General features: G+C 36.1%; 25 protein-coding genes and 1 tRNA gene. 18 read left to right on the forward strand and 8 right to left on the reverse strand.

The genetic code is table 11. The annotated features are described in order from the left end of the window. Window positions 1-37 precede the first annotated feature (37 nt). From QUH73_RS04740 to clpX, 8 genes are all read left to right on the forward strand, one after another. Window positions 38-1,006 carry a KpsF/GutQ family sugar-phosphate isomerase gene (locus QUH73_RS04740; RefSeq protein WP_289529313.1) on the forward strand — a complete coding sequence of 323 codons (969 nt, stop codon included), beginning with the start codon at window positions 38-40 and terminating at the stop codon, window positions 1,004-1,006. Between the two features lie 27 nt (window positions 1,007-1,033). Beyond that, window positions 1,034-1,858 carry a twin-arginine translocase subunit TatC gene (gene tatC, locus QUH73_RS04745; RefSeq protein ID WP_289529314.1) on the forward strand — a complete coding sequence of 275 codons (825 nt, stop codon included), beginning with the start codon at window positions 1,034-1,036 and terminating at the stop codon, window positions 1,856-1,858. Window positions 1,859-1,939: 81 nt separating this feature from the next. Next, complete coding sequence (locus tag QUH73_RS04750; protein WP_289529315.1) at window positions 1,940-4,456, forward strand: DUF5686 and carboxypeptidase-like regulatory domain-containing protein; 2,517 nt, start codon at window positions 1,940-1,942, stop codon at window positions 4,454-4,456. Window positions 4,457-4,563: 107 nt separating this feature from the next. Beyond that, the gene (lptB, locus tag QUH73_RS04755; RefSeq protein WP_289529316.1) at window positions 4,564-5,298 is read left to right on the forward strand and encodes an LPS export ABC transporter ATP-binding protein; all 735 of its coding nucleotides are present in this window, start codon (window positions 4,564-4,566) and stop codon (window positions 5,296-5,298) included. Window positions 5,299-5,439: 141 nt separating this feature from the next. Further along, a tRNA-Leu gene (locus QUH73_RS04760) sits at window positions 5,440-5,521 on the forward strand. Between the two features lie 107 nt (window positions 5,522-5,628). Further along, window positions 5,629-6,978: a trigger factor gene (gene tig / locus QUH73_RS04765; protein WP_289529317.1), complete on the forward strand. Its 1,350-nt coding sequence runs from the start codon at window positions 5,629-5,631 to the stop codon at window positions 6,976-6,978. Between the two features lie 149 nt (window positions 6,979-7,127). After that, complete coding sequence (gene clpP / locus QUH73_RS04770; protein WP_289529318.1) at window positions 7,128-7,802, forward strand: ATP-dependent Clp endopeptidase proteolytic subunit ClpP; 675 nt, start codon at window positions 7,128-7,130, stop codon at window positions 7,800-7,802. An 88-nt stretch (window positions 7,803-7,890) separates the two neighbouring features. Next, window positions 7,891-9,105, forward strand: coding sequence for an ATP-dependent Clp protease ATP-binding subunit ClpX (gene clpX / locus QUH73_RS04775; protein WP_289529319.1), 1,215 nt, complete (start codon window positions 7,891-7,893; stop codon window positions 9,103-9,105). 41 nt (window positions 9,106-9,146) lie between these two features. Here clpX and QUH73_RS04780 read toward each other — a convergent pair whose 3' ends face one another. The 4 genes from QUH73_RS04780 to QUH73_RS04795 are packed head-to-tail and all read right to left on the reverse strand — an operon-like array spanning window position 9,147 to window position 12,289. Then, window positions 9,147-9,995, reverse strand: coding sequence for a hypothetical protein (locus QUH73_RS04780; RefSeq protein ID WP_289529320.1), 849 nt, complete (start codon window positions 9,993-9,995; stop codon window positions 9,147-9,149). An 8-nt stretch (window positions 9,996-10,003) separates the two neighbouring features. Next, window positions 10,004-10,489, reverse strand: a complete 486-nt coding sequence (locus QUH73_RS04785) for a dihydrofolate reductase (protein ID WP_289529321.1) — start codon at window positions 10,487-10,489, stop codon at window positions 10,004-10,006. An 11-nt stretch (window positions 10,490-10,500) separates the two neighbouring features. Then, window positions 10,501-11,295 (reverse strand): thymidylate synthase, encoded by a 795-nt coding sequence (locus tag QUH73_RS04790; protein ID WP_289529322.1) that lies wholly within the window; start codon window positions 11,293-11,295, stop codon window positions 10,501-10,503. Between the two features lie 16 nt (window positions 11,296-11,311). After that, window positions 11,312-12,289 (reverse strand): nucleoside recognition domain-containing protein, encoded by a 978-nt coding sequence (locus QUH73_RS04795; protein WP_289529323.1) that lies wholly within the window; start codon window positions 12,287-12,289, stop codon window positions 11,312-11,314. Window positions 12,290-12,617: 328 nt separating this feature from the next. Here QUH73_RS04795 and QUH73_RS04800 point away from each other — a divergent pair, with 328 nt between their 5' ends. Continuing rightward, window positions 12,618-13,871 (forward strand): nucleoside permease, encoded by a 1,254-nt coding sequence (locus tag QUH73_RS04800; protein ID WP_289529324.1) that lies wholly within the window; start codon window positions 12,618-12,620, stop codon window positions 13,869-13,871. Window positions 13,872-13,947: 76 nt separating this feature from the next. Here QUH73_RS04800 and QUH73_RS04805 read toward each other — a convergent pair whose 3' ends face one another. Then, complete coding sequence (locus QUH73_RS04805) at window positions 13,948-14,553, reverse strand: bifunctional nuclease family protein (RefSeq protein ID WP_289529325.1); 606 nt, start codon at window positions 14,551-14,553, stop codon at window positions 13,948-13,950. A gap of 483 nt (window positions 14,554-15,036) precedes the next feature. On the opposite strand from QUH73_RS04805, the gene rplU reads away from it, so the two are divergent. From rplU to ruvC, 7 genes are all read left to right on the forward strand, one after another. Next, entirely contained in the window at window positions 15,037-15,348 is a 312-nt protein-coding gene (rplU, locus tag QUH73_RS04810; RefSeq protein ID WP_101310776.1) for a 50S ribosomal protein L21, read from the forward strand. Window positions 15,349-15,367: 19 nt separating this feature from the next. Beyond that, window positions 15,368-15,628 carry a 50S ribosomal protein L27 gene (gene rpmA, locus QUH73_RS04815; protein ID WP_289529326.1) on the forward strand — a complete coding sequence of 87 codons (261 nt, stop codon included), beginning with the start codon at window positions 15,368-15,370 and terminating at the stop codon, window positions 15,626-15,628. Between the two features lie 113 nt (window positions 15,629-15,741). Then, window positions 15,742-17,016, forward strand: coding sequence for a serine--tRNA ligase (serS, locus tag QUH73_RS04820; protein WP_289529327.1), 1,275 nt, complete (start codon window positions 15,742-15,744; stop codon window positions 17,014-17,016). Window positions 17,017-17,105: 89 nt separating this feature from the next. Beyond that, complete coding sequence (locus QUH73_RS04825) at window positions 17,106-18,923, forward strand: tetratricopeptide repeat protein (protein WP_289529328.1); 1,818 nt, start codon at window positions 17,106-17,108, stop codon at window positions 18,921-18,923. Window positions 18,924-18,961: 38 nt separating this feature from the next. Further along, the gene (locus QUH73_RS04830) at window positions 18,962-19,264 is read left to right on the forward strand and encodes a DUF4286 family protein (RefSeq protein ID WP_289529329.1); all 303 of its coding nucleotides are present in this window, start codon (window positions 18,962-18,964) and stop codon (window positions 19,262-19,264) included. Between the two features lie 11 nt (window positions 19,265-19,275). Further along, the gene (locus tag QUH73_RS04835; protein ID WP_289529330.1) at window positions 19,276-20,169 is read left to right on the forward strand and encodes a DMT family transporter; all 894 of its coding nucleotides are present in this window, start codon (window positions 19,276-19,278) and stop codon (window positions 20,167-20,169) included. Next, on the forward strand, window positions 20,162-20,713 hold the full coding sequence (gene ruvC / locus QUH73_RS04840) for a crossover junction endodeoxyribonuclease RuvC (RefSeq protein ID WP_289529331.1): 552 nt from the start codon (window positions 20,162-20,164) through the stop codon (window positions 20,711-20,713). The genes QUH73_RS04835 and ruvC overlap by 8 nt, the downstream gene beginning before the upstream one ends. Before the next feature lie 68 nt (window positions 20,714-20,781). On the opposite strand, the gene QUH73_RS04845 is transcribed toward ruvC, so the two are convergent. The 3 genes from QUH73_RS04845 to QUH73_RS04855 form a co-directional block, all read right to left on the reverse strand. After that, the gene (locus QUH73_RS04845) at window positions 20,782-21,177 is read right to left on the reverse strand and encodes an HIT family protein (RefSeq protein ID WP_289529332.1); all 396 of its coding nucleotides are present in this window, start codon (window positions 21,175-21,177) and stop codon (window positions 20,782-20,784) included. Between the two features lie 33 nt (window positions 21,178-21,210). After that, window positions 21,211-21,684 (reverse strand): transcription elongation factor GreA, encoded by a 474-nt coding sequence (greA, locus tag QUH73_RS04850; protein ID WP_289529333.1) that lies wholly within the window; start codon window positions 21,682-21,684, stop codon window positions 21,211-21,213. A gap of 178 nt (window positions 21,685-21,862) precedes the next feature. Beyond that, window positions 21,863-22,303: a hypothetical protein gene (locus tag QUH73_RS04855; protein WP_289529334.1), complete on the reverse strand. Its 441-nt coding sequence runs from the start codon at window positions 22,301-22,303 to the stop codon at window positions 21,863-21,865. A gap of 90 nt (window positions 22,304-22,393) precedes the next feature. Here QUH73_RS04855 and QUH73_RS04860 point away from each other — a divergent pair, with 90 nt between their 5' ends. Continuing rightward, entirely contained in the window at window positions 22,394-22,855 is a 462-nt protein-coding gene (locus tag QUH73_RS04860) for a hypothetical protein (RefSeq protein WP_289529335.1), read from the forward strand. Between the two features lie 190 nt (window positions 22,856-23,045). Further along, window positions 23,046-25,532: a sodium-translocating pyrophosphatase gene (locus QUH73_RS04865; RefSeq protein ID WP_289529336.1), complete on the forward strand. Its 2,487-nt coding sequence runs from the start codon at window positions 23,046-23,048 to the stop codon at window positions 25,530-25,532. Window positions 25,533-25,575 lie beyond the last annotated feature (43 nt).

Here is a 25,575-nt window from a genome sequence, read left to right on the forward strand (position 1 = left end):
TTAATTAGCTTTGTACACAAAATAAAAACAAGAAGATTTGAAGCCTACATACGATATTAAGCAAATTGCAATAAAAACAATTGCAGAAGAAGAAAAAACCATTGGTCAGCTAAAAGAGTACATTGATGGAGATTTTGTTAATACTGTTGAATTGATTTTAAAAAGTAAAGGCCGGGTTGTAATTACTGGAATTGGCAAAAGTGCCAACATTGCCAACAAAATTGTGGCAACCCTTAATTCAACAGGTACCCCAGCTTTATTTATGCATGCAGCCGACGCTATTCATGGGGATCTGGGAATGATCCTTCCTGATGACATTATTATTTGCATTTCGAAAAGTGGGAGCACACCCGAAATCAAAGTTTTAGTGCCACTCATCAAAAACATGGGAAATGCATTAATTGGAATGGTTTCCGGACTGGATTCTTTTCTTGCAAAAGAATCGGACTATGTTCTAAAAGCCGTTGTCGAAAAAGAAGCCGATCCAAACAATTTAGCCCCAACAAATTCGACTACCGCCCAACTTGTAATTGGAGATGCTTTAGCAGTTTCCTTATTGGAATGCAGACAATTCACCAGTCAGGATTTTGCCAAATATCACCCGGGAGGAGCTCTGGGGAAAAAATTATATTTGCGGGTTAGTGATCTTTACAAAAACGATCTTGCCCCAAAAGTATCAGAAGAAGAAAGCATTCGTCCTATTATCCTTGAAATTTCTTCAAAAAGAATGGGGGCTACTGCCGTTGTTGATAAAGACGATAAACTAATTGGAATAATCACTGATGGTGACCTTCGTAGAATGCTTGAACAAAACGAAGATGTAAGCAAATTAACTGCTCGTGATATCATGTCTGCAAAACCTAAGGCGATCGATCCCGATTCACTTGCCATTAATGCTTTTCAATTAATGGAAGACAACAACATTACTCAGCTGGCAGTTGTTGAAAATGAAAAATATGTAGGAATGGTTCATCTGCATGATATCTTAAAAGAAGGAATTGTATAACTTGGCGCAATTAGTAAATCAATACAAATGTCGGATAAAGAAGCAACAAAAGAAGAAAACCAAATGAGTTTTCTTGAACATCTCGAAGAACTAAGATGGCACTTAATGAGATCAGTTATTGCCGTTATGGTTTTTGCAATAGTTGCTTTTATCTTTTATGATTTCGTATTTAATGTTTTGATTCTTGCACCTAAAAATCCGGAATTCTTTACAAACAGAATGTTTTTCAAACTATCTGAATATACAGGAGTTGCTTCTCTGAAAATTAACATTCATCCATTTCAGGTTATAAATATTAACATGGCCGGACAATTTGCAACACATATAAGTGTTTCCTTAGTGATCGGAATAATTGCCAGTTTCCCATATATATTTTACGAATTCTGGAGCTTTTTAAAACCAGCTTTGTACGATAATGAGAAGAAACATGCGAGAGGATCTATTTTTTACACCTCATTTTTATTTGCACTTGGAGTTCTTTTCGGCTACTATCTTATAACCCCACTATCAGTTCATTTTCTTGGATCTTACAGTGTAAGTGATCAGGTTCTGAATCAAATAAACCTAACATCCTACATCTCATCTATTACTTCAATTGTTTTGGCAAGTGGAGTCATATTTGAACTGCCTGTTCTTATTTTCTTTTTAAGCAAAATAGGTTTGGTATCCCCGGAATTTTTGAAAAAATACAGAAAACACTCCGTGGTTTTAATTTTAATTCTTTCTGCAATCATCACTCCTCCGGATATCTTTAGTCAGATACTGGTTTGTTTACCACTGATGTTGCTTTACGAAATTGGTATTAAAATATCGAAGCGGGTTCAAAAAAACCAACAAGCTAATTTGGGTTAAACAATTACACAGTTTATTTGTATTTTCACGTAACCAAAGTCTGGATTACTATTTAATCCGGGCTCTCACTATTGTATCTTTATGAATCAGATTATAAAAAAAGGATTTTCACTCCTAACTATTCTTGTTTTTTCAAGCTTAACTTACACCTGTTTTGCTCAAGCCACCAAAATAAGAGGTCGAATAATTGATTCGGAAACGAAAGAACCTCTTCCCTTTGTAAATATTGCTTACAAAGGAACCACCATTGGTACTACTTCAGATTTCGATGGACAGTATTTTCTGGAGACCAGAACACCATCAGACTCTCTACAGGTCTCATTCATAGGATATAAGGAAAAATCATTTTTAATTCAAAAAGCCAGTTTCCAAACCCTTAACATCGAATTAGAATCTGAAACTTTTGATTTAGATGAAATTGTTGTTACTCCCGGAGAGAATCCCGCACATGTCCTTCTTCGTAAAATTATCGCAAAAAAAGAGGCCAATAATCCTTCCCGGTTTGATTCGTATCAATACGAATCATACACAAAAATGGAAATGGATTTGAACAACATCAAAGATAGTTTTAAGAATAAAAAAATCATGCGTCAATTCCAGTTTGTCTTTGATTACATCGACACCTCTGTAATAACAGGAAAGCCATATCTACCGGTTTTCATTACCGAATCTCTTTCGGATTATCATTATCAGAAAAAACCGAAAGTAGAAAGGGAAATCATAAAAGCCTCTCAGATGTCTGGTATAAATGACAATGCCAGCCTGGCGCAATTCACAGGGCAGCTTCATCAAAATGTGAATATTTACGACAACTTTATTGATCTTTTCAATATGGGTTTCGTAAGTCCTATTGCAGATGGCGGACTTCGTTACTACAAGTATTACCTAACCGATAGTGCATACAGAGATGGCAACTGGTGCTATCACATGTCGTTTAAGCCAAAAAGAAAACAGGAACCAACTTTTGTCGGCGACTTTTGGGTAGCCGACACTACATTTGCCATACAAAACATGCAAATGCGTATTGCAAAAGACGTAAACCTAAACTGGGTTAAAGATTTGGTTAGCAACAATGAATTTCAGAAGCTAAACGACAGCACCTGGTTTTTAAAAAAGCAAAATCTTTTTGTTGATTTCATGATAACAGACAAAGATTCGACCAAACAAATGGGCTTTTTTGGAAGAAAATCAATTTCCTACAAAAACGTTAAAATAAACGAACCTATAAAAGACGAAATTATTAAGCTGGACAATAATGTTATCGTTGAAGAAACAGCCTTAAAACAACCTAAAGAGTATTGGGACAATGCCCGGCCGTATCAATTATCGAAAAGAGAATCAGGCATTTACGCCATGGTTGATTCAATTCAAAATGTTCCCTTGTACAGAAATATAATTGATGTAATCCAAACATTTGTTACAGGATATTATGTGAAAGGAAAATTTGAATACGGCCCATATTACAAACTTTACAGCTTTAACGAAATTGAGGGCAACAGATTTATGTTTGGAGGCAGGACTTCGAACGAATTCAGCACCAAGATAATGTTTAACGGTCATTTGGCTTACGGTGATAAGGACAATAAATTAAAATATGGATTGGGATTTCTTTACATGATTAACAAACTTCCAAGAGAAACTTTCGGAGTACAATACAAACATGACATTCAGCAATTAGGAAAAAGTCCAAATGCATTTACCGAAGGGAATATTCTATCCTCTCTTTTGAAACGAAACCCAAACAATAAACTTACAATGGTAAATCAACTGGAAACTCATTACGAGAAAGAATGGTTTCAGGGATTTTCGAACACTCTAAAATTTCGTTATCGTGACATTACTCCAACCCAATATGTTCCATTTAATGCTCCTGATGTAAGCGGAGGAATACCTGTTGCAGGAATAACATCTTCGGAAATTGAGCTAAAAACAAGGTTTACCAGAAATGAGAGAGTAATAATGGGTGAATTCGAAAGAGTTCATCTGGGTGGACCATTCCCTATATTCAATCTTTATTTTACGATGGGTATGAAAGATGTTTTGGGTGCCGATTACAATTATCAAAAAATTGACTTAAGCATTGAACACACCATAGAATTACCTCCCTTAGGAAATCTATACTATTTAGTTACTGCAGGGAAACTATTCGGAAAAGTTCCGTACCCCCTCCTTCATCTGCATGAAGGAAACGAGACTTACGCTTTTGATCCGTATGCATTTAACATGATGAACTATTACGAATTCACAAGTGATCAATACATTAGTCTATTTGTTGAACATCACTTTAACGGACTCATTTTGAACAGAATCCCATTATTCAGAAAATTAAAATGGAGAACTGTGGTATCGGGCAAAGGACTAATTGGCAGTTTAAGCGACAAGAACAATGGTTCATTAACCAATACTGAAGCTGAAATGATTTTCCCTAATGGTCTTTCGGATGTAAGCAAACCTTACTTTGAAGCAAGTGTGGGAATTGAAAACATATTTAAATTCATCCGGATTGATGCTATGTGGCGGTTAAATCATTTGGAAGACAATCCATATCAGGATTTTGAAAATTTTGGTATCCGGGCGATGTTCCAGTTTACTTTTTAATAATCAGAAGAAATTACTGACTGGTTTTGAACTTACATACAAAGTTTAATTCTCACAGATCTTTTCTATATTTGCACCATTCCGATCCTTAAATATATTGAACAACGATGATTTTAAGAGCTGAAAATTTAATAAAAAGATACAAAACCAGAACTGTTGTTAAAGGTGTTTCTGTTGAAGTTAAACAAGGTGAAATTGTTGGCTTACTTGGACCTAATGGTGCTGGAAAAACCACTTCATTTTACATGATTGTTGGGTTGATTCAGCCAAACGGAGGAAGAATCTTTTTAGACGACCGAGAAATTACAAATGAGCCTGTTTATAAAAGAGCGCAATTAGGTGTTGGATACCTTGCTCAGGAAGCCTCCGTGTTTCGAAAGCTAAGTGTGGAAGACAACATCAGAGCTGTGCTTGAAATGTCTGATTTCTCAAAAGAATACCAGAAAGAACGATTGGAAGAGATGCTGAACGAGTTTAGCTTGCAGAAAATCAGAAAAAGTCTTGGTATTCAACTATCGGGTGGCGAAAGAAGAAGAACCGAAATTGCAAGAGCTCTGTCAATCAAACCAAAATTTATCCTTTTAGATGAACCCTTTGCAGGTGTCGACCCAATCGCTGTTGAAGATATCCAAGACATTGTTCGCCATTTAAAAGATAAAAACATCGGAATTCTAATTACCGATCACAACGTACAGGAAACTCTTTCCATTACTGAAAGAGCCTATCTTTTATTCGAAGGTAATATCCTTAAATCGGGAACTGCAGAAGAACTTGCAGCAGATGAAGATGTAAGGAGAGTTTATTTAGGGAAGAATTTTGAGCTTCGAAGGCCTTCAAAATAGCTCATTTTCAGGAGGATTGAATTGATTTAGTATCCGAACAAAATTCAGCCTTATTATATTACTCAAAAAAACTTCATTTTTTTTTCGAACAGGTATTGCAAATTATAAAAAACAGCTCTATATTTGCACCGCAATTAACCCGCGGATGTGGCGTAATTGGTAGCCGCGCTAGACTTAGGATCTAGTGCCGAGAGGCGTGGGGGTTCGAGTCCCTTCATCCGCACAATAAAAAGAATAACCTTAAACCGCCCGTACTTCCGATACTGATGTGTATCGATCGTGAGGCGGTTTTTTTTCAATTAAAGAGGTTTTATCTATAATAGCTAAAAAATGAACATTACAAAAACCAATATTGATGATTTAAATGCTGTAATCAAATTACAGATTGTTCAAGAAGATTACGAGACACGAGTAAACAATGTGTTGAAAGACTATCGTAAAAAAGCAAATATCAATGGTTTCCGTGCAGGTAAAGTACCTATGGGTGTGATAAAAAAAATGTACGGAACTCCTGTTTTAGCTGATGAAATTAACAAAATTCTTAGCGAGGAGCTAATGAAGTATATTCGCGAAAATGATTTAAACATCATGGGCGAACCTCTCCCAAATGAAACTGAGCAAAAGGAAATCAGCTGGGAAAAAGATACAGAATTCGAATTCTCTTTCGATATTGCTTTAACTCCTGAATATACCCTTAATCTAAGCAAAAAAGATAAAATCGACTTCTTCAAAATTATTGTTGACGAGAAAATGATTCAGAGCGGTGTTGATATGCACTCCCGTCGTTTCGGATCAAACGATGCTGTTGAAGTTGTTGAAGAAAAAGAACTTTTGAAAGGCAACTACGCTCAAGTTGATGCAGACGGAAAACTAATTGAAGAAGGAATTGTTAGCGAAAATGTTGCCATGTCTTTAGAATACATGAAAGACGAAGACGCTAAAAAGAAATTCATTGGAGCTAAAAAAGATGATGTTGTAGTTTTCAATCCTGCGAAAGCTTTTGAAAACAAATCAGACGTGGCTTCTATGTTAGGAATTTCGAAAGAAGAAGCTGAAACATTAGATTCTGATTTCCAATTTACAATTACCGAAATCACCAAATTTGTTAATGCTGAATTGAATCAGGAATTATTCGATAAAGTATTTGGCGAAGGCACTGTATCTTCAGAGGAAGAATTCAAGAATAAAATCAAAGAAGATATCGAAAAGCAATTGGTTAACGACAGTGACTACAAATTCCTGATCGATGCCAAAGCCAAATTGGTAAAAAAAGCAAAAATTGAACTTCCTGAGGTATTCCTGAAGCGTTGGATTGTTTCTACAAATAAGGATATGACAGCAGAACAAGTTGATACTGATTTTGCAAATTATGCTGACGAATTCAAATGGCAATTAATTAAAAACAGATTGATTCAGGAGAATGATCTGAAAGTTAGCCAGGAAGAAGTTATGGAATTTGCTAAAAAACAAGCATTAATGCAATTCCAGCAATACGGAATGATGGATGTACCTGAAGAGTACCTAAACAACTACGCTCAACAAATGATGCAAAATCAAGACGAGCAAAGAAAAATTTATGAGCGTAAAGCTGATGATAAAGTTGTTGAATACATCAAAGGAACCGTTAAACTGGACGAAAAAGAGATTTCTACTGAGGATTTCAACAAGCTGTTTGAATAAGTCAGTACACCTTAATAAGACATTAAACCACGCTTTAAAAAAGCGTGGTTTTCTTTTTGGCTTTTAAAATACAGATTTTGTTAAGCCATTCTTTTCAAATGGGGAAAATTTAACTAATTTAGGTCTACGAAATATAAAATCACTTCGCTATGGTACCAAAAGATGAATTCAATAAATTTGCTACAAAGCACATGGGCATAAGCAGCCTAAACTTAGATAGATACACATCAATTCACAACAGCTACATCTCTCCTACTATTATTGAGGAAAGACAGCTAAATGTTGCCTCAATGGATGTGTTCTCTCGTCTTATGATGGATCGGATTATCTTCCTTGGTATTCCAATTGATGATTACGTAGCCAATATTATTATGGCACAATTGCTGTTTTTAGAATCTACAGACCCTTCAAAGGATATCCAGATCTATTTCAACACTCCCGGAGGTTCAGTGCATGCAGGTTTAGGAATTTACGATACCATGCAATATATCAAATGTGATGTTGCTACCATTTGTACCGGAATGGCTGCTTCGATGGGCGCTGTGTTATTAACTGCAGGAACAAAAGGAAAACGTTCAGCACTTAGGCACTCGCGTGTAATGATTCACCAACCAATGGGTGGTGCTCAAGGGCAAGCTTCAGATATCGAAATTACTGCACGCGAAATTTTGAAACTGAAAAAAGAACTTTATACTATTATTGCTGATCATTCTGGAAATACTTACGAAAAAGTTGAGAAAAACTCTGATCGTGATTATTGGATGACAGCCGCGGAAGCAAAGGAGTACGGAATGATTGACGAAGTGCTTATCCGTGAGCAATAAGCTAACTAAATAGAAATCAGAATAACAAAATGCAGAGTTAAGCGTAAAATTCTTAACTTTGCATTTTTAGTATAACAAATTAAGAAACATGGATAAATGCTCGTTTTGTGGGAGAGAAAAGAAAGATACAAATCTTCTAATTGCCGGAATCAGCGGTCATATTTGCGATAGCTGTATCGAACAGGCCTATGCTATTGTACAGGAAGAATTGAAGAATCGTACTGATATCAACCTAAAAGAGATTCAATTATTAAAACCAACAGAAATAAAGACATTTCTTGACCAGTATGTAATTGGACAGGATGATGCAAAAAAATATCTTGCGGTTGCGGTATACAATCATTACAAGAGACTACTTCAGGAAAGAGATGACGAAGATATCGAGATTGAAAAATCGAATATTATTCTTGTTGGAGAAACCGGAACAGGTAAAACCCTATTGGCCAGAACAATTGCCAAGATGCTTCATGTGCCATTTACTATAGTGGATGCAACGGTACTTACTGAAGCTGGTTATGTGGGTGAAGATATTGAATCGATCTTAACAAGGCTTCTTCAGGCATCAGATTATGATGTTGCTGCAGCTGAAAAAGGAATTGTATTTATTGATGAAATAGATAAAATTGCCAGAAAAAGCGATAATCCTTCCATTACCAGAGATGTGTCAGGTGAAGGTGTTCAGCAAGGATTACTCAAATTACTGGAAGGATCAGTTGTTAATGTTCCACCACAAGGAGGAAGAAAACACCCTGATCAGAAAATGATACCGGTAAATACCAAGAACGTTCTATTTATTTGTGGTGGTGCTTTTGATGGTATTCAAAGAAAAATTGCTCAACGATTAAACACTCAAATTGTTGGATTCAATGCCAACAAAGAAAAAGAACAGATTGATCAGGATAATTTATTGCAGTATATTGCTCCACAGGATTTGAAATCATTCGGTTTAATTCCTGAGATTATTGGTCGTTTACCTGTTCTTACTTACTTAGAACCTTTGGACAGAAGAGCATTGAGAAGCATTCTGACAGAACCAAAAAATGCGATAATGAAACAATACACCAAGCTATTTAAAATCGACGATATCGAATTGGTATTTGAAGATGATGCATTGGAATACATTGTTGATAAAGCATTGGAATTTAAATTGGGAGCCCGTGGATTAAGATCCATTTGCGAAGCCATCATGATTGATGCCATGTTTGAATTACCAACGAGTGGTGAAAAGAATATTAATATTGACAGAAAGTACGCAAGTGAGAAACTTGAAAAAATAAACCTCAAGCGTTTAAAAGTCGCATAGAAAAGAGGCTGTTTCTTAGTTATGAGACAGCCTCTTTTTCTTTATAGTGTTATTGTAATATTTGCTCCGAATGCACTTACAGCCACCTTAGCATCACAATCGGAATCAGGATCTCCTCCTCCAAAATTTACTGTCCCATCACCAACATCGCTTAATGAGAAATCAGCCTTCCCGCCTATAATGTTCTTACACGAATAAGCGTAGATTAAGTCACTACTACTTTCCAGGTCAAACAATACTCCATCAGGAGTTTTCCCCGAAAGATTCGTTGTAAATTTAAAAACATCATCAATATAAGCAGTCGAGCCTTCTTCACTCTTAAGAAAAGTGTAAACATTGTTTATACTTGCTACAGTAACTGTATAAACTGTTTCCCCGGTTCCGCTAATTAAAAATTCAGCATTCTCCATTGTCATGGAAAAATCATTTCCAGCAGTTTCTCCGGTTATCTGAAACTCAATTGTTCCTGTTACGGAATATCCGTAAGATTTGAAATCCTTTAAGCGAATATCAAATGATTTCAAATCTTCATCTTTAGGATCTACAATTACTTTTCCTTTAAACGCTGCACCATTCGAAGAACATATTGATGTTCCATAATCCAATACAATTGAATCAAGCACAGAAGTCTCTGAATTTCGATGAACTGAAGCCTTTAAGCATTTAGCTACATTTGTTGTGATTAAATCACCTGTGAATTTCAATTTATGCATCGCAATACCATTCACATCCATGGCTAGATCATTAAATACATTTTCTATTTGCAAACTAAGCTCGGCAGGAACAGAGAACACATCAAGAATAATATCTTCAGGATCGGACCCTGTTGAACATGAATTCACCAATAAAACGCAAAAGGATAATACCAAACCTGAAATAAAACGCCTCATATGCATTGTTATTTTCTTATGTAATCAATAAATGAATAAGGAACCTCGTTTTTTTCATCCGGAAAACAATCCTCTCTACTGACTGATTTCCATTCTTTTAAATCCAAAGCTGGAAAGAAAGTATCTCCTTCAAAATCCTTATGAACTTTTGTGTAATATATCTTATTAGCCTTAGCCAGAGCTTCTTTATAAATAGTTCCTCCGCCAATAATAAAAACTTCCTCCTGATCCGAATATTTTTCCAAAGCTTGCTCTAAGGAATTAACAACAATGCAACCTTCTGCCACATAATCTGCTTGACGGGTTATAATCACAGAAGTTCTATTTGGCAATGGCTTACCAATTGATTCGAAAGTTTTTCTCCCCATAATAATGGTATTCCCGGTTGTTAAAGCTTTAAACCTTTTTAAATCGGCAGACAACTTCCATATTAACTGATTATCTTTTCCGATTACCTGATTTCGGGAAACGGCAACAATAATTGATACGTTCATAATGTTTAGTTTTAAATGGAAATTACTCCTTTAATATGAGGATGTGGATCGTAGTTTTCCAAACTAAAATCCTCAAATTTAAAATCGAATATACTTTTAACCTCAGGATTTATTTTAAGTACCGGAAGTTCTTTCGGTTCTCTCGACAATTGCAGTTTTACCTGATCCATATGATTCATGTAAATATGCGCATCGCCCAAGGTATGTATAAACTCACCTGGTTCCAAATCACACACCTGAGCCATCATCATTGTTAAAATAGCATAGGAAGCGATATTAAACGGAACACCCAAAAATATATCAGCACTGCGCTGGTATAATTGACAGGAAAGTTTGCCATTGGCTACATAAAACTGAAACAGTGCATGACAGGGAGGCAAAGCCATATTTTCAATATCTGCCGGATTCCATGCACTTACAATTAACCTTCTTGAATCAGGATTGTTTTTAATATCATGCACCACTTGCGTGATCTGATCTATTGATTCTCCATTGCTTTTTGGCCACGATCTCCACTGGTATCCGTAAACATGTCCCAAGTCGCCGTTTTCATCAGCCCACTCGTTCCAAATTCTAACTCCATTGTCCTGAAGATATTTTACATTGGTATCCCCATCTAAAAACCAAAGCAATTCGTGAATTATTGATTTTAGGTGAAGCTTCTTAGTAGTTAAAAGAGGAAATCCTTTGGATAAATCGAAGCGCATTTGATGACCAAAAACGCTTACGGTTCCCGTTCCGGTTCTGTCTTCTTTCTTATTCCCTTCTTCGAGAACTCTTTCTAATAAGTGAAGATATTGTTGCATAACTAATTGTCAAAATTTAATTTTTAAAGATAAAACTATTTAACGACTTCCTTATAAATAGTTCGAAACGATATAACCACACCACAATAATTCCTAAAAATAAACGAGGAATAATCAACCAGCCCAAAGGCACACCAATAGCGGCAAATAATAGCGGGTCTTCTAATTGTGAATGGGATACTGCAATGTGGTGATTTAATAGATCAGCTTCCGACTTTGTCATTTGTCCCTTTTCAACTTGTTCTATCATAATTGCAGAACCATATGCCAAACCCAAAGTATTGGCCACAATCCAAGAAAATGAAGTAGAATCAGGCAGTCCCATTATTGACTGTAAGGGAGCCAACATTCGCGACAGCCATTTTATAACTCCAAAAACTTCCAGAATTCGCTGCAAGATCATCAACAATGTGATCAGAATTATCACTTTTAAACTTAAAACCAACGAAGTCCAGAGCCAGGCTTTAAACATAGAATTAAACGTTTCCTGCTGCACAAAAAGGCTGGAATGAGCCTGAAATGAATCTGCCGGCAAGATCCAATTCAGAAATAACCCAAGCACAAAACTACCTGCTAATCTTAGTAATATCATTCGAAGCATCGACGATCCTGTTTTTTTCAGAACAGCAGTTTCAATTATAAAACCGTGTGCCACCAAACACATTGCAGCTAAAATTGTAACCACCCGCCCCTCCAGCTCCAAACTGGTAATTACAGCAATCGCCGTATAAATATTCGTAAAAATACTGGTTAGTAAAACAAATGCCGATTCTCCCGGCAAGCCCATATACTCAAATGCAGGCTTCAAATAATCCGAAACCAAAGCTAATATTCCGGTATAGTTTAGTAACAACACACCAAATGAAACCGGAATCATAATACTCAAAAGCCATTTAGATGTGGAATAGGCTTTTGGAATAGATTCCCTGACAGCTGCAACAACTTTAGCTTTCGATGTCTGATTTTTAGTTTGAAACGAACTTTCCTGAATCATTTACATTCAACTTGAGTGAAGTACAAAAATACTTTTTTCATTCAATTTATAGGTCTTCCCTTGCATATACATTTGCCGAATTCGTTCGCTAAAAAATAAGACTGCTCTATCTAGAATGTTTTCATATCACTTGTAATTGTCATAAAAAGACAATGCCGGTGTTTTAAGAATCTATTTTTTTAGTTAGTTTTGACACCTCTGGCTTTCAAAAGAGTAAAGATTTCAATCTTTATTAACGAATCCTTGAATGAATTTCAAATTGAGACTACGAAAACAACCAATAACCATTAAGACATATTAAATTACTAACCTTTTTTAAAACTACGTTATGGGTATAAAAAATCGTCTGATAGTAATGAACTTCCTTCAATTTTTTGTTTGGGGAGCATGGTTAATAACTATTGGTGGTTATTGGTTTCAAAACAAAGGCTGGTCGGGAACAGAATTTGGCGCTATTTTCTCAACAATGGGCATAGCATCCTTGTTTATGCCTGCTATTGCAGGAATTATTGCCGACCGTTGGGTTAATGCCGAAAAACTTCTTGGAATCTTCCACATTTGCGGGGCAATAATACTTACTCTTTTACCCCAAGCAAACACGCCATCATCTATGTTTTGGCTGATGCTGATTAATATGTTTTTTTACATGCCAACTATTTCCTTGTCAATTACAGTTGCCTATTCGGCATTAAACAAATCGAATATGGATGTAGTTAAGGAATATCCACCCATAAGAGTTTTTGGAACTGTTGGTTTTATTATTGCCATGTGGACGGTTAGTTTGCTTAAAATTGAAACTTCAGCATTACAATTCTACGTAGCGGCCCTTGCCTCTCTGTGTCTTGGCTTCTATGCATTTTCTTTACCGAAATGTAACATCAGCAAAGAACCTCGGGATAAATCCATTGTCAATTCGTTAGGACTAAACGCTTTTCGGTTATTCAAAAATCCTAAAATGGCAATGTTCTTTATTTTCTCAATGCTGTTGGGTGCTTCTCTTCAACTAACCAATGCCTATGGCGATACATTCTTGCACGATTTTGCAAAAATAGATGCATACAAAGAACTAATTGCTGTAAAATATCCAGCTATCATCATGTCGATTTCTCAGATATCTGAAACCCTTTTCATTCTTGCCATTCCTTTCTTTCTAAAGAGATTTGGAATAAAAAAAGTCATGCTAATAAGTATGATCGCATGGGTTCTTCGATTCGGACTATTTGCTTTTGGTGATCCATCAGGTGGATTATGGATGATAATTCTTTCTTGTATTGTATATGGAATGGCTTTTGATTTCTTCAATATTTCAGGTTCACTATTCGTTGAAACCTCGAGTGATTCAAGCATGCGTGCAAGTGCTCAGGGATTATTTATGATGATGACCAATGGATTTGGTGCCATTTTGGGAAGTTGGTCAAGTGGTATTATTATCGATACATTCTTTAAAGGCGAGGGAGATCTTTTTAATTGGGAAGGGATTTGGAGTACATTTGCAATCTATTCCCTAATTGTTGCCATTTTATTTGCGATCCTGTTTAAACACAAGCACGACCCAAAACAACTTGCCGGATTTAACCACTAAAAAAGTTTACATACAACAAAAATGGCAAGTTTTTACTTGCCATTTTTTATGATTAAATAATACTTTGTGTTTTCTTTTAAACTGATTCTCCCCGACGATCAATTTCATCACGAATCTGTGAAGCCCTTTCGTAGTCTTCATCACGAACGGCATCATCTAACATCCCTCTAAGCTGTGACAAAGAATATTCGGTAAATTGGCTTTTCATCTCCGGCTTAGGAACCTCTGGGTCTGTTTGTCCCGCAATCATCGGTCCTTCGGTTTCGCCCTCAATACTTAATACGATTCCTGCTTTCTCAATTATTTCTTCTGTTGTGAATATTGGGCATCTAAAACGCAGAGCGATGGCAACAGCATCTGATGTGCGGGAATCTATCCGAATACGACTCAACCCTTTTTCGCAAATTAACTCAGAGTAAAAAATCCCTTCTTCCAACCGATAAATGTTTACCTCAACAACATTCACTGCAAAAGCTTCGGCAAAACTCTTAAAAAGATCATGAGTTAATGGTCTCGGAGGCTCTAATTCCTCCAATTGAATAGCAATAGACTGAGCCTCTACACCTCCTATAATTATAGGAATCCTTCGGTCTCCATCTTCTTCAGACAGCACAAGTGCATAGGCTCCTGTTTGAGTCTGACTGTACGACAATCCTAAAACGTTAAGTTTTATCTTCCCCATAAAAACTCCTCTTTTTTCATCAATCAATTAACAAATATAAGAATTGTTTTTAATTGACTATTAACAATAAACTGAGCTTATTTCTCAATTTACCAATACTTGCTGATTTACTTCTGTTTACAGAATCAATTTGTCTGCCAACTATTAAATAAGCAACTTCTAATTTATTTTCATCAATCGTAAATATATCATATATTGATTTTTCCCAAATCTTATCTATGAAGATACATATTATAGCCAAAAAAATCCAAAACTAGCCATGGAAACTTACCGACTTGATTTTTTTTTGTGAAATCAATCAAATAACATCCAAATCGAAAAAAAAAGAATCAAAATCATTCATTTACAGGAGTAAAACTTTGTTTATCAATTATTCTTTTTTATTTTTGCAATCCGAAATAAAATTCTTTGGGGGTTCACCAAGAGGTAGATTTAATGTTTAAAATAACCCACCCTCAGGAACAAACCGTAAAATTAGAAATAATGTACGTAATTGTAGAAATCGCTGGTCAGCAATTCAAAGTTGAAAAAGACCAAAAGATTTTTGTTCACAGACTATCTGCTGAAGAAGGTGGACAAGTAGAGTTCCCTAAAGTACTTTTAGTGGATAACGATGGTGAGATAGTAGTTGGTGCTCCAACTGTTGAAGGAGCTAAAGTAACTGCTAAAGTTTTATCTCACATGAGAGGTGACAAGGTAAAAGTATTCAAAAAGAAAAGAAGAAAAGGATACAGAAAACTGAACGGACACCGTCAGGACCTTTCACAAATTCAAATTGAAGAAATTGTTGCTTAATCCTTAAAAATATAACAAAATGGCACATAAAAAAGGAGCCGGTAGTTCCAGAAATGGTAGAGAATCGGAAAGTAAGCGATTAGGAGTTAAGATTTTTGGTGGGCAATTTGCTAAAGCTGGAAGCATTCTTATTCGTCAAAGAGGAACAAAACACAACCCTGGTGAAAATGTAGGTATTGGTAGAGATCATACTCTTTTTGCTCTTGTTCCTGGAACAGTAGTTTTTAGAAAGAAAAGAGATGACAAATCTTACGTTTCTATTGAACCTTTAGCTGAATAGATTATTTAGCTTTAAAATATTTAAATCTCCTGCTTTATTTCGTATAAAGACAGGAGATTTTTTTATTTTTATAGTCTGAAAGTTATAGATATAATCATTTACAAAAGATACTGATGTTAAGCCTCAAATACCTACAGGAAAACAAAGACGAAGCCATTAAAGCTTTGAAGATCAAAAATTTCGACGCAACAGAAATCATCGGGAAAATTATCGTTCTTGACGAAAAAAGAAAAGAAAGCCAAGTAAAATTAGATGCCACACTGGCAGAAATGAACGGTTTATCTAAAGAAATTGGAATGCTTTTTAAAAGTGGAAAAGCTGATGAGGCGAATGCTGCAAAAGAAAAAACCGGAGAATTGAAGGATTCTATTGCTGAGTTAACTGCGATTCAGAACAGTACAATTCAGGAATTAAATGATTTGCTGCTTCAAATTCCGAATACACCGCATTCATCGGTTCCTGCCGGTAAAGGTGAAAACGAAAATGTTATTGAAAAAACGTGTGGAATTATTCCAAAACTGCACGCCGAAGCAATTCCTCACTGGGAATTAGCTAAGAAATACAATATTATTGATTTCGAATTGGGAAATAAAATCACCGGAGCTGGTTTCCCTTTATACAGAGGCAAAGGTGCAATTCTTCAAAGAGCATTAATCAATTTCTTTTTGGATGAAAACCGCAAAGCCGGTTACGAAGAAGTAATTCCTCCATTGGTTGTGAACGAAGCTTCAGGATACGGAACCGGCCAATTGCCAGATAAAGAAGGCCAGATGTATCATGTAACCGAGGATAACTTGTATTTAATACCTACTGCTGAAGTACCGGTAACAAACATTTACCGCGATGTTATTTTGAAAGAAGAAGATTTCCCGGTAAAGAATACTGCTTATTCTGCTTGCTTTAGAAGAGAAGCCGGATCGTACGGAAAAGATGTACGTGGCTTAAATCGTCTGCATCAGTTCGACAAAGTAGAAATTGTACAATTACAGCATCCTGACAAATCATACGAAGCTCTTGAAGGAATGGTAGCCCACGTTGAGGGTCTTATCCTGAAATTGGAACTTCCTTACCGCCTGCTTCGCTTATGTGGTGGTGACACAAGTTTTACTGCCGCTCTTACTTTCGATTTTGAAGTATTTTCTGCAGCGCAAGAAAAATGGCTGGAAGTAAGTTCTGTTTCTAATTTTGAAGCCTATCAATCGAATCGTTTGAAATTACGCTACAAAGGTAAGGATATGAAAAAACCTGAACTGGCACATACTTTAAACGGAAGTGCACTGGCATTGCCCAGAATTGTAGCTGCCTTGCTTGAAAATAATCAAACACCTGAAGGAATCAGAATTCCAGAAGCATTGGTTCCTTACACTGGATTTGAGCTAATCGACTAAAAGATATTTACTTAATTTTACGGCCCGGTTCGAAACAACCGGGCTTTTTTTATATTTTTGAGTAGAGTATCATTCTTAAACCATCTGCTTTGAAAAAATTCATAGTAAGCATTCTCATTCTTATTTCATTTTTAGGATCAGAATCCGCCTATTCGCAAAACAATATCCAAACAGAAAGTCAGTTGGCTTTTAATTACTTTCGTGATAGAGAATACAGACCGGCATCGTCCCTATTCTTTAATCTGCATAAAATTACACGATCAAGAACCTATTTCAATTACTACATTGATTGCTTAATTCAACTTGAGGATTATCAGGAAGCAGAGAAAGCTATAAAAAAAGAAATTAAAAAAAATCCCGACGACCGCAGTTTTTTAATAGACTTGGGATTCGTTTACAAAATGGCAGGAGAAAGTGATCAAAGTCTGGCTCAATACAATAAAGTTTTAGAAAAATTGATCCCTGTCAGCAGTGAAATCACAAATATTGCTAACGCTTTCGTTCGAAAACGCGAATATGAATTCGCCATTAAGACTTACGAGACTGGCAGAAAACTAATCAATCAGGAGCATCTCTTTCACATTGAACTGGCAACTATTTTCCTGTCTCAGAGAGATTTTGAAAAGATGGTTGCGGAATACCTGCTGGCACTTTCAGTTGATCCAACGCAGATAAAAACGGTAGAAAACCATCTACAATCCGCACTCCTTCAGGATATCAATTCAAGTTTGGATCCTATTCTCAAAAATCAATTATTGCAAAAAATACAAACTGAGATTGAAAACCTAAGCTTTAAGGAATTGCTGCAATGGTATTTTATGCAGAAAAAACAGTTTCAAGCTGCTTTCACACAAGCAAGGTCGATAGATTTAATCGGAAAAGAGGATGGATTCCGCCTGCTCTCCTTAGCAAGCGCAGCCAGAACAAATGATGATTTCGAAACAGCTCTTAAATGTTATCAACATGTTGTTGATAAAGGATCTGCATCGCCCAATTATTTAAATGCCCGCATTGGTGATTTGGAAACCCGTTATCTTCTGCTTCAAAAACAAAATTCGACTTCGAAACCTGATTGGATTGAACTTTCGGTGCAGTATAAAAAATTCTTTTCGGAAGAGAATAATGCATTACAAAACAGCTCTGTTCTAATTCAATACACACACATTAATTCATTCTATTTGAATCAATCAGCAGAATCAATTGAACTATTGGAAAAAGCATTGGCAAGTTCAGGACTTAGTCAACAAAACAGATCGGAATTAAAACTTGAACTGGCAGATATAAAGCTATTTACCAACGAAAAATGGGATGCAATTCTACTGTATTCACAAATCGAAAAATCAAACAAAAACAACACGATAGGCTTCGAAGCAAAATACAAAAAAGCCAAAGTGTCTTACTTTATGGGCGAATTGAAATGGGCCAAAGCCCAGCTGGATGCGCTAAAAGGAAGTACTTCGAAACTAATAGCCAACGATGCAATTTTCCTATCGCAATTGATTAGTGACAATACTACTTTAGATACAAGCTACACAGCCATGAAAACCTATGCTGAAGCAGAATTCCTGATCTATCAGCGAAAAGATTCTTTAGCTCTTCTTAAGCTGAATGAATTGCTTGAAAATCATCCGGGACATTCACTAACTGATGAAGTTTATTTTCTGAAATATGAAATCTTCAACAAAACAAATAAAACTGAGCAAGCACTTTTGGCCTTATCAAAAATTATAGAAGAACATCCATACGAAACTCTTGCTGCAAAGGCATTGTTTACTCAGGGAGAACTGCTCGAAAGGTTAAACAATACGGAAAAAGCCATGGCGAATTACAAAAGTCTTGTGACTGAATATTCTGATAGCATCTACTCTGTTGAAGCCCGAAAAAAATTAAGTGAGCTAAGGAAGTGAAATTTAAATACCTTTGCCAAAACTAAAGACTGCAAGTAATGATTATATACAATACCAGCTATTTGATCGAAAATTCTATGGAGAAAGAGTTTTGTGAATGGATGAAAACAAAATTTATCCCATTACTCAAAGAAACCGGAACCTTTTCTGCCTGTTATTTTTGCAAAGTAATGGTTGCAACAAAAGATGAAGGCTTAACCTATTCTCTTCAACTTCTATTCAAAAACAAAGAACTATTCACTAAATATCACGGTAGTTTCGAGCCAAGAGTGAAAGCCGTTTTCGAAGCAAAATACAGAAGCCTGGTAATGAGTTTTTCATCCTTGCTGGAAGAAGCATAATTTCCAAGACTTTGGATACGCAAAAGAAAGCATACATTTACGCCCTGTCAGCAATCTTTTGCTGGTCAACAGTGGCGACAGCATTTAAAATTGCATTACGAGGAATGGATTTTCTTCATCTTCTGCTAATCTCTTCAGGAGTAGCCATGCTTTTTTTGGGCTGTTTACTTTTATTTACATCTCAATTACAAAAAACTTTTTCAGGAAGCACAAAGGATTATATTCGATCGGCAGGATTGGGCTTTTTAAATCCATTTCTATACTATTTGGTGCTTTTAAAAGCGTACTCGATACTGCCTGCTCAATTTGCTTTGAGTCTGAACTATATCTGGCCTATTACCTTGGTACTGCTTTCGATCCCTTTACTAAAACATAAAATTGGATGGAAGAGTATCTCATGCATATTGGTAAGTTTTTCGGGTGTTGTGATTATCGCGAACAAAGGTTCATTCACATCTATTCAAACTCCAAATACCTTTGGAGTACTATTAGCTCTTTCCAGCTCTGTATTTTGGGCTCTATTCTGGTTATTTAATGTTCGCGATTTAAGAGAAGAAAAGAGTAAACTTTTTTTGAACATGGCTTTTGGATTTCTTTATATACTGATATCTATCACCCTGTTTTCTGAATTTCGCATGCCTGATTACAAAAGTATTTTAGCTGCTGTATATATTGGAGTTGTAGAATGTGGAATTGCCGCTGTATTCTGGTTAAAAGCATTAAAAATGACAAGTTCAACAGATAAAATAAGCAATCTGGTTTTTTTGAGTCCGTTTGTTTCCTTGCTGTTTGTGCATCTTATTATCGGAGAATCTATCTATCTTAGTACTCTTGCAGGTCTGGTACTTATCATTTTGGGTATCGTACTGCAGAAATTTATTCGAAAAACCAATTCAATTGAGTAACGACAGAATAATTATGGGAATCGATCCTGGCACCAATCTAATGGGCTACGGACTAATAAGAGTTGTAGACAAAAAACCACAAATCTTGGTTTCAGGTGTCTTGAATCTCAAAAAAATTACTGATCCTTACATTAAGCTTCAGAAAATTTTCCAACGTACACTGCAGGTAATTGATGAATACAAACCCGATGAATTAGCTATTGAATCACAGTTTTTTGGAAAAAACATTCAATCAATGCTTAAATTAGGACGAGCTCAAGGTGTTGCAATTTCAGCAGCATTGCATCGCAACATTCCTATTTTTGAGTATGCTCCAAAAAAAATTAAACTTGCGATTACCGGCACAGGACTGGCCTCGAAAGAACAATTAGCCACCGTTCTTCAACGTTTTTTTGACTTGAAGGAATTCCCACAAAATTTGGATGAAACGGATGCCATTGCAATCGCAATGTGTCATTTTTTTCAGTCTAATACCATTGCATCTGCAGGTAAACCAAAATCTTGGGCTGATTTTGTAAAAAATAATCCGGACAGGGTCAAATAATTTTTAATTATATCGCAAAAAAAAAGCCACTTAAAAAGTGGCTAATATCTCTATTGGAAGAATTGATTCTATTTAAAATTCTCTCTGATTTTTGCAGCAATTTCGGCCAGCTTATCAGATGAAATTTCCAATTTTGGATTCGCAAAGTTTAAATCTCCAACATTGTTTATCGGCACCAGGTGAATGTGAGTATGCGGAACCTCTATACCAATAACAGCAATTCCAATTCTTTTGCATTCAATGGTCTTCTCAATGGCCTTCGCTACGCGTTTGGCAAAAAGATTTAATCCAGCTAAAACATCATCATCCAAATCAAAAATATAGTCAACCTCCTGCTTTGGAATCACCAAAGTGTGACCTAATGCCAAAGGGCTGATGTCCAAAAAAGCAAAATAGTTCTCATCTTCAGCTATTTTGTGGCAAGGAATTTCGCCATTTACTATTTTTGTGAAAATTGAAGCCATATCCGTGTGTTTCTGATTTTTTACCCGCTGTAACTATAAAGAAATATCAATAATTTCAAATGGAATTAAACCATTTGGAACCTGTATTTCAACAACATCTCCAATAACCTTTCCAATTAAACCTTTGGCAATCGGCGTATTGATTGATAGTTTCCCATTCTTAAAATCAGCCTCGGTTTCGGACACTAAAGTATAAGCCATTACGGCACCATTTTTTTGATTCTTAATGGTAACCTTCGTCATCATCTGAACCTTTGAGGTATCAATTTTAGTCTCATCAATTACCCGGCTATTTGCCAGAATACCTCTTAATTGTGAAATTTTGGCTTCCAATAAACCTTGAGCTTCTTTTGCAGCATCATACTCGGCATTTTCCGACAAGTCTCCCTTGTCGATTGCTTCACCAATTTGTTTGGAAATATTTGGACGTTCGATCGTCTCAAGATGTTCCACTTCTGCTCTTAGTTTTTTTAGTCCTTCGGCTGTTACATATGAATAACCAGACATAATTCCCTCCTATTTAAATTCTTATAATTCTAATCTATTTGATCGACAACGATCTAAAAAACAAAAAGAATTTCGATTATTCGAAACTCTTCTGGGTACAAATATACAAATTTAGTATAAATGAACCCTTCCCTGTATTAAATAACAGGAATCAATAAAAGTATACTTTTTTTTTGCTTTAGGTGTATCTTCTATCTAAAATCTCTTTGTGAATAATGGCCTTGCGCCAATCAATTTCTTCTTCCTGATCTTCTTCCAACTCATTCTGAACATCAGTATCACTGTAGATTGATTTTAAATCAGCAAAAACAGGTTCCTTTTTCTCTTCATGAACCTCTTCCTTCAATTTTTGCAGTCTTGTATATTCCTCCATCATTGTTTCCTTTGGTTCGGGAATTGTATCTTCTACAGGCTGAACGTAAGGTCTGGGTATTTCATTGCCCAGCAGGGTCTCAAAAAGTGTTTCGAATCCTCCCTGAGTTTCAGGCTCCGATCGTTGATGAATTTCTCCATCATCGGGAGGCAGAACAGCTGCCGGCTTCTTTTTTTTGAGAGCACCAACAATAACAAAGAGTGCCACTATAACATAGTACAATATATTCCCCCAACTATCGTCCATACTGTTAAAATTAATTTAAAAGCTTAATTTTGCGAATGCCCGCACTATACCGGCAACAATTACGTTAATTAAAGAGTAAAACTAACTGCAATGAGCCACAACAAATCAAATTTACCATTTTTTTTCCTTTTCTATCTTTTAAGCATCACTTTTTATTCGTGCAGTAAAGATACTAACGTGGATGAGATCATCCCATATACCTATGTGAAGGGAACCATATATCTTAATTTTTACAGTGAACTAAATTCTGTAGGTAATGCCCTTTACTTTGATGAAATTGGCGCATCTGTTGGATATAACGGGCATGGATTTATTGTAGTTAGAACCAGTACTTCTGGATTTGCCGTTTTTGACGCAAGCTGCACTAATGATAGAGATTCAGAAGAACATTTGAAAATTGAAGGTTCCTATGCAGAATGTCCTGTTTGCGGAAGTAAATTTAGTTTGTTAACCGGAGGATGGCCTTTTAATGATTCTGAGGCTAAATACAAATTAAAAGAATATCGAAACAGTTACTCTTCCAGTACAAACACATTAAATGTCCGCAATTAAATTAATTCCATAACAATAGTTCCCTTACCTAGTGAACTAATTTTAACAGGTTAAAAATAAGAAAATCAGGATACAATCAAAATCTTATAAAATTTACTTTTTAAAATTTTAATCAGTCCAAGTCTTGTTTCACTTTACAATAATGCATAATTTGATAGGGAATTCACCTAACTAATTTAATCTCTATCCTATGAAAAAAGCATTATTACTACTAGTGTTCGGGGTATTATTAACTCCTTTCGCAAGTTTTGCCAGTGAAGCAGACCTAGTTGTTCCCGATTTAAGACAGAGCGTTTTTAACGGGCTGGGTGGAATAAATGGTTGGAACTTGTTATTTTATGGCATTGTAGTTATCATCCTGGGTTTATTCTTCGGAATGATTCAATTTAATAAAATTAAAAATCTTCCTGTACATCATTCAATGGCCAAGGTTTCCAACATTATTTACGAAACCTGTAAAACATACCTTTTGCAGCAAGGTAAATTTCTAATTATTCTTTTTCTGATTATTGGTTTTGCAATTTCCTATTATTTTATTGGTTTAGCTCACGTATCCATTCCAAAAACTATGCTTATTCTTCTTTGGACTGTACTGGGAATATTAGGATCGTACGGAGTTGCCTGGTTTGGAATCCGAATAAATACTTACGCAAACAGTCGCACATCTTTTGCGGCGCTTAAGAAAAAGCCTTTCGATGTAATGTCCATTCCATTGCAGGCTGGTATGAGTGTTGGTCTTCTTTTAATTTGTATCGAGCTGATTATGATGATCGCTATTTTGCTGTTTATTCCTGGCGATAGTGCCGGTGCTTGTTTCGTGGGTTTTGCAATTGGCGAATCTTTAGCTGCTTCGGCTCTGCGAATTGCTGGTGGTATTTTCACCAAGATTGCTGATATTGGTGCCGATTTAATGAAAATTGTTTTCAAAATTGGTGAAGATGACCCACGTAATCCTGGAGTTATTGCCGATTGTACTGGTGATAATGCAGGTGACAGCGTTGGGCCAACCGCTGATGGGTTTGAGACTTATGGTGTTACAGGAGTTGCATTGATTACTTTCATCATTTTAATGTTTGGTGAAACTGGATTAATGCCTAACGTTGGTTTTGCATCCACTCTTATTGCCTGGATTTTCGCTATGCGTGTTCTAATGATCTTCACTTCGGTATTTGCTTATTTGGTGAATCAAGCCATTGCAAAAGTAAGATACAGTCAGGCTGATCATTTTAATTTTGAAGCACCATTAACTTCTTTGGTATGGATTACTTCGATTGTTTCAATTGTTGTAACTTATGTAGTCAGCGATATTCTTATATCAGATCTGCCTGAAGGATTGTGGTGGAAACTTTCAACAATAATATCCTGCGGAACACTTGCAGCTGCTGTTATTCCTGAATTGACCAAAGCATTTACCAGTTCAAGTTCCCGCCATGTACAGGAAATTGTTACTGCTTCCCGCGAAGGCGGTGCATCTTTAACAATTCTTTCGGGAATGGTAGCCGGTAATTTCTCTGCTTTTTGGAAAGGTATGGTAATGATGGCTCTTATGGCAGTCGCATTTTACACCGTTCAAGACATTGCCACATTTGGCGATTACCCTGGAATTTTTGCTTTTGGATTGGTTGCTTTTGGTTTCCTGGGAATGGGACCTGTTACCATTGCTGTTGATAGTTATGGTCCGGTAACCGATAATGCTCAATCGGTTTTTGAACTGTCTCAAATTGAGAAAATTCCAAACATCAAAGAAGAAATTCTTAATGATTACGGTTTTGAGCCTGATTTTATAAGCGGAAAACACAATTTGGAAGAGAATGACTCTGCTGGAAATACTTTTAAAGCTACAGCTAAACCTGTATTAATTGGTACTGCAGTTATTGGTGCAACTACAATGATTTTTGCAATTATCCTTTTGCTTAAGGGTACTATTCTCTCGAATGGGGAATCATTGTTGCAAATTCAATTGACCGATCCATCTGTAATTCTTGGTTTGATTACCGGTGGTGCTGTAATTTTCTGGTTCTCGGGCGCTTCGATGCAAGCTGTTACTACCGGAGCTTATCGTGCTGTTGAGTACATCAAAGAGAATATCGATTTGGACAAAACAGAAGCAGACATTGAAGATTCTAAAAATGTTGTGAAGATTTGTACTCAATATGCACAAACTGGAATGTGGAACATTTTTGCTGTGATTCTATGCTTAACGCTTGCATTTGCCTTCTTTAGTCCAAACTTCTTTGTAGCCTATCTGATTTCTATTGCCATTTTTGGTTTGTTTCAGGCCATGTATATGGCTAACGCAGGTGGCGCGTGGGACAATGCGAAAAAAGTGGTCGAAGTTGATTTAAAAGAGAAAAACACTCCATTACACGATGCTACAATTATTGGTGATACTGTTGGTGATCCTTACAAAGACACGTCATCGGTAGCTTTAAACCCAATCATTAAGTTCTCTACATTATTTGGACTATTGGCAGCCGAAATTGCCATTGAACTAATCGTTCAATCAGATAAAACCGGAAACATAAATTACGCCCCTTACATTGGAGCTGTTTTCTTAGTAATTGGTTTGTTCTTTGTTTACCGCTCATTTTATGGGATGAGAATTCCGGCAAGAAAAGTAAACACTTCCAACCCTCAGCCAGTATTTGAGGAAACACAAAATGGAAAGCAATCATAAGAATCAGATAAAAGTGGACGTAGCCGGCAAATCGAGCAATGAG

The sequence above is a fragment of the Labilibaculum sp. K2S genome (assembly GCF_030372765.1).
GTDB lineage: Bacteria > Bacteroidota > Bacteroidia > Bacteroidales > Marinifilaceae > Labilibaculum.

Bases quoted from the DNA above. Each gene is read 5' to 3' on its own strand.
- QUH73_RS04830 (WP_289529329.1), top strand. From the start codon at position 18,962: ATGATTATATACAATACCAGCTATTTGATCGAAAATTCTATGGAGAAA.
- QUH73_RS04845 (WP_289529332.1), bottom strand. From the start codon at position 21,177: ATGGCTTCAATTTTCACAAAAATAGTAAATGGCGAAATTCCTTGCCAC.
- rpmA (WP_289529326.1), top strand. From the start codon at position 15,368: ATGGCACATAAAAAAGGAGCCGGTAGTTCCAGAAATGGTAGAGAATCG.
- QUH73_RS04780 (WP_289529320.1), bottom strand. From the start codon at position 9,995: ATGAGGCGTTTTATTTCAGGTTTGGTATTATCCTTTTGCGTTTTATTG.
- QUH73_RS04800 (WP_289529324.1), top strand. From the start codon at position 12,618: ATGGGTATAAAAAATCGTCTGATAGTAATGAACTTCCTTCAATTTTTT.
- clpP (WP_289529318.1), top strand. From the start codon at position 7,128: ATGGTACCAAAAGATGAATTCAATAAATTTGCTACAAAGCACATGGGC.
- QUH73_RS04855 (WP_289529334.1), bottom strand. From the start codon at position 22,303: ATGGACGATAGTTGGGGGAATATATTGTACTATGTTATAGTGGCACTC.
- QUH73_RS04750 (WP_289529315.1), top strand. From the start codon at position 1,940: ATGAATCAGATTATAAAAAAAGGATTTTCACTCCTAACTATTCTTGTT.
- tatC (WP_289529314.1), top strand. From the start codon at position 1,034: ATGTCGGATAAAGAAGCAACAAAAGAAGAAAACCAAATGAGTTTTCTT.
- QUH73_RS04865 (WP_289529336.1), top strand. From the start codon at position 23,046: ATGAAAAAAGCATTATTACTACTAGTGTTCGGGGTATTATTAACTCCT.
- QUH73_RS04785 (WP_289529321.1), bottom strand. From the start codon at position 10,489: ATGAACGTATCAATTATTGTTGCCGTTTCCCGAAATCAGGTAATCGGA.
- lptB (WP_289529316.1), top strand. From the start codon at position 4,564: ATGATTTTAAGAGCTGAAAATTTAATAAAAAGATACAAAACCAGAACT.
- QUH73_RS04795 (WP_289529323.1), bottom strand. From the start codon at position 12,289: ATGATTCAGGAAAGTTCGTTTCAAACTAAAAATCAGACATCGAAAGCT.
- rplU (WP_101310776.1), top strand. From the start codon at position 15,037: ATGTACGTAATTGTAGAAATCGCTGGTCAGCAATTCAAAGTTGAAAAA.
- serS (WP_289529327.1), top strand. From the start codon at position 15,742: ATGTTAAGCCTCAAATACCTACAGGAAAACAAAGACGAAGCCATTAAA.
- tig (WP_289529317.1), top strand. From the start codon at position 5,629: ATGAACATTACAAAAACCAATATTGATGATTTAAATGCTGTAATCAAA.
- QUH73_RS04790 (WP_289529322.1), bottom strand. From the start codon at position 11,295: ATGCAACAATATCTTCACTTATTAGAAAGAGTTCTCGAAGAAGGGAAT.
- QUH73_RS04860 (WP_289529335.1), top strand. From the start codon at position 22,394: ATGAGCCACAACAAATCAAATTTACCATTTTTTTTCCTTTTCTATCTT.
- QUH73_RS04805 (WP_289529325.1), bottom strand. From the start codon at position 14,553: ATGGGGAAGATAAAACTTAACGTTTTAGGATTGTCGTACAGTCAGACT.
- greA (WP_289529333.1), bottom strand. From the start codon at position 21,684: ATGTCTGGTTATTCATATGTAACAGCCGAAGGACTAAAAAAACTAAGA.
- clpX (WP_289529319.1), top strand. From the start codon at position 7,891: ATGGATAAATGCTCGTTTTGTGGGAGAGAAAAGAAAGATACAAATCTT.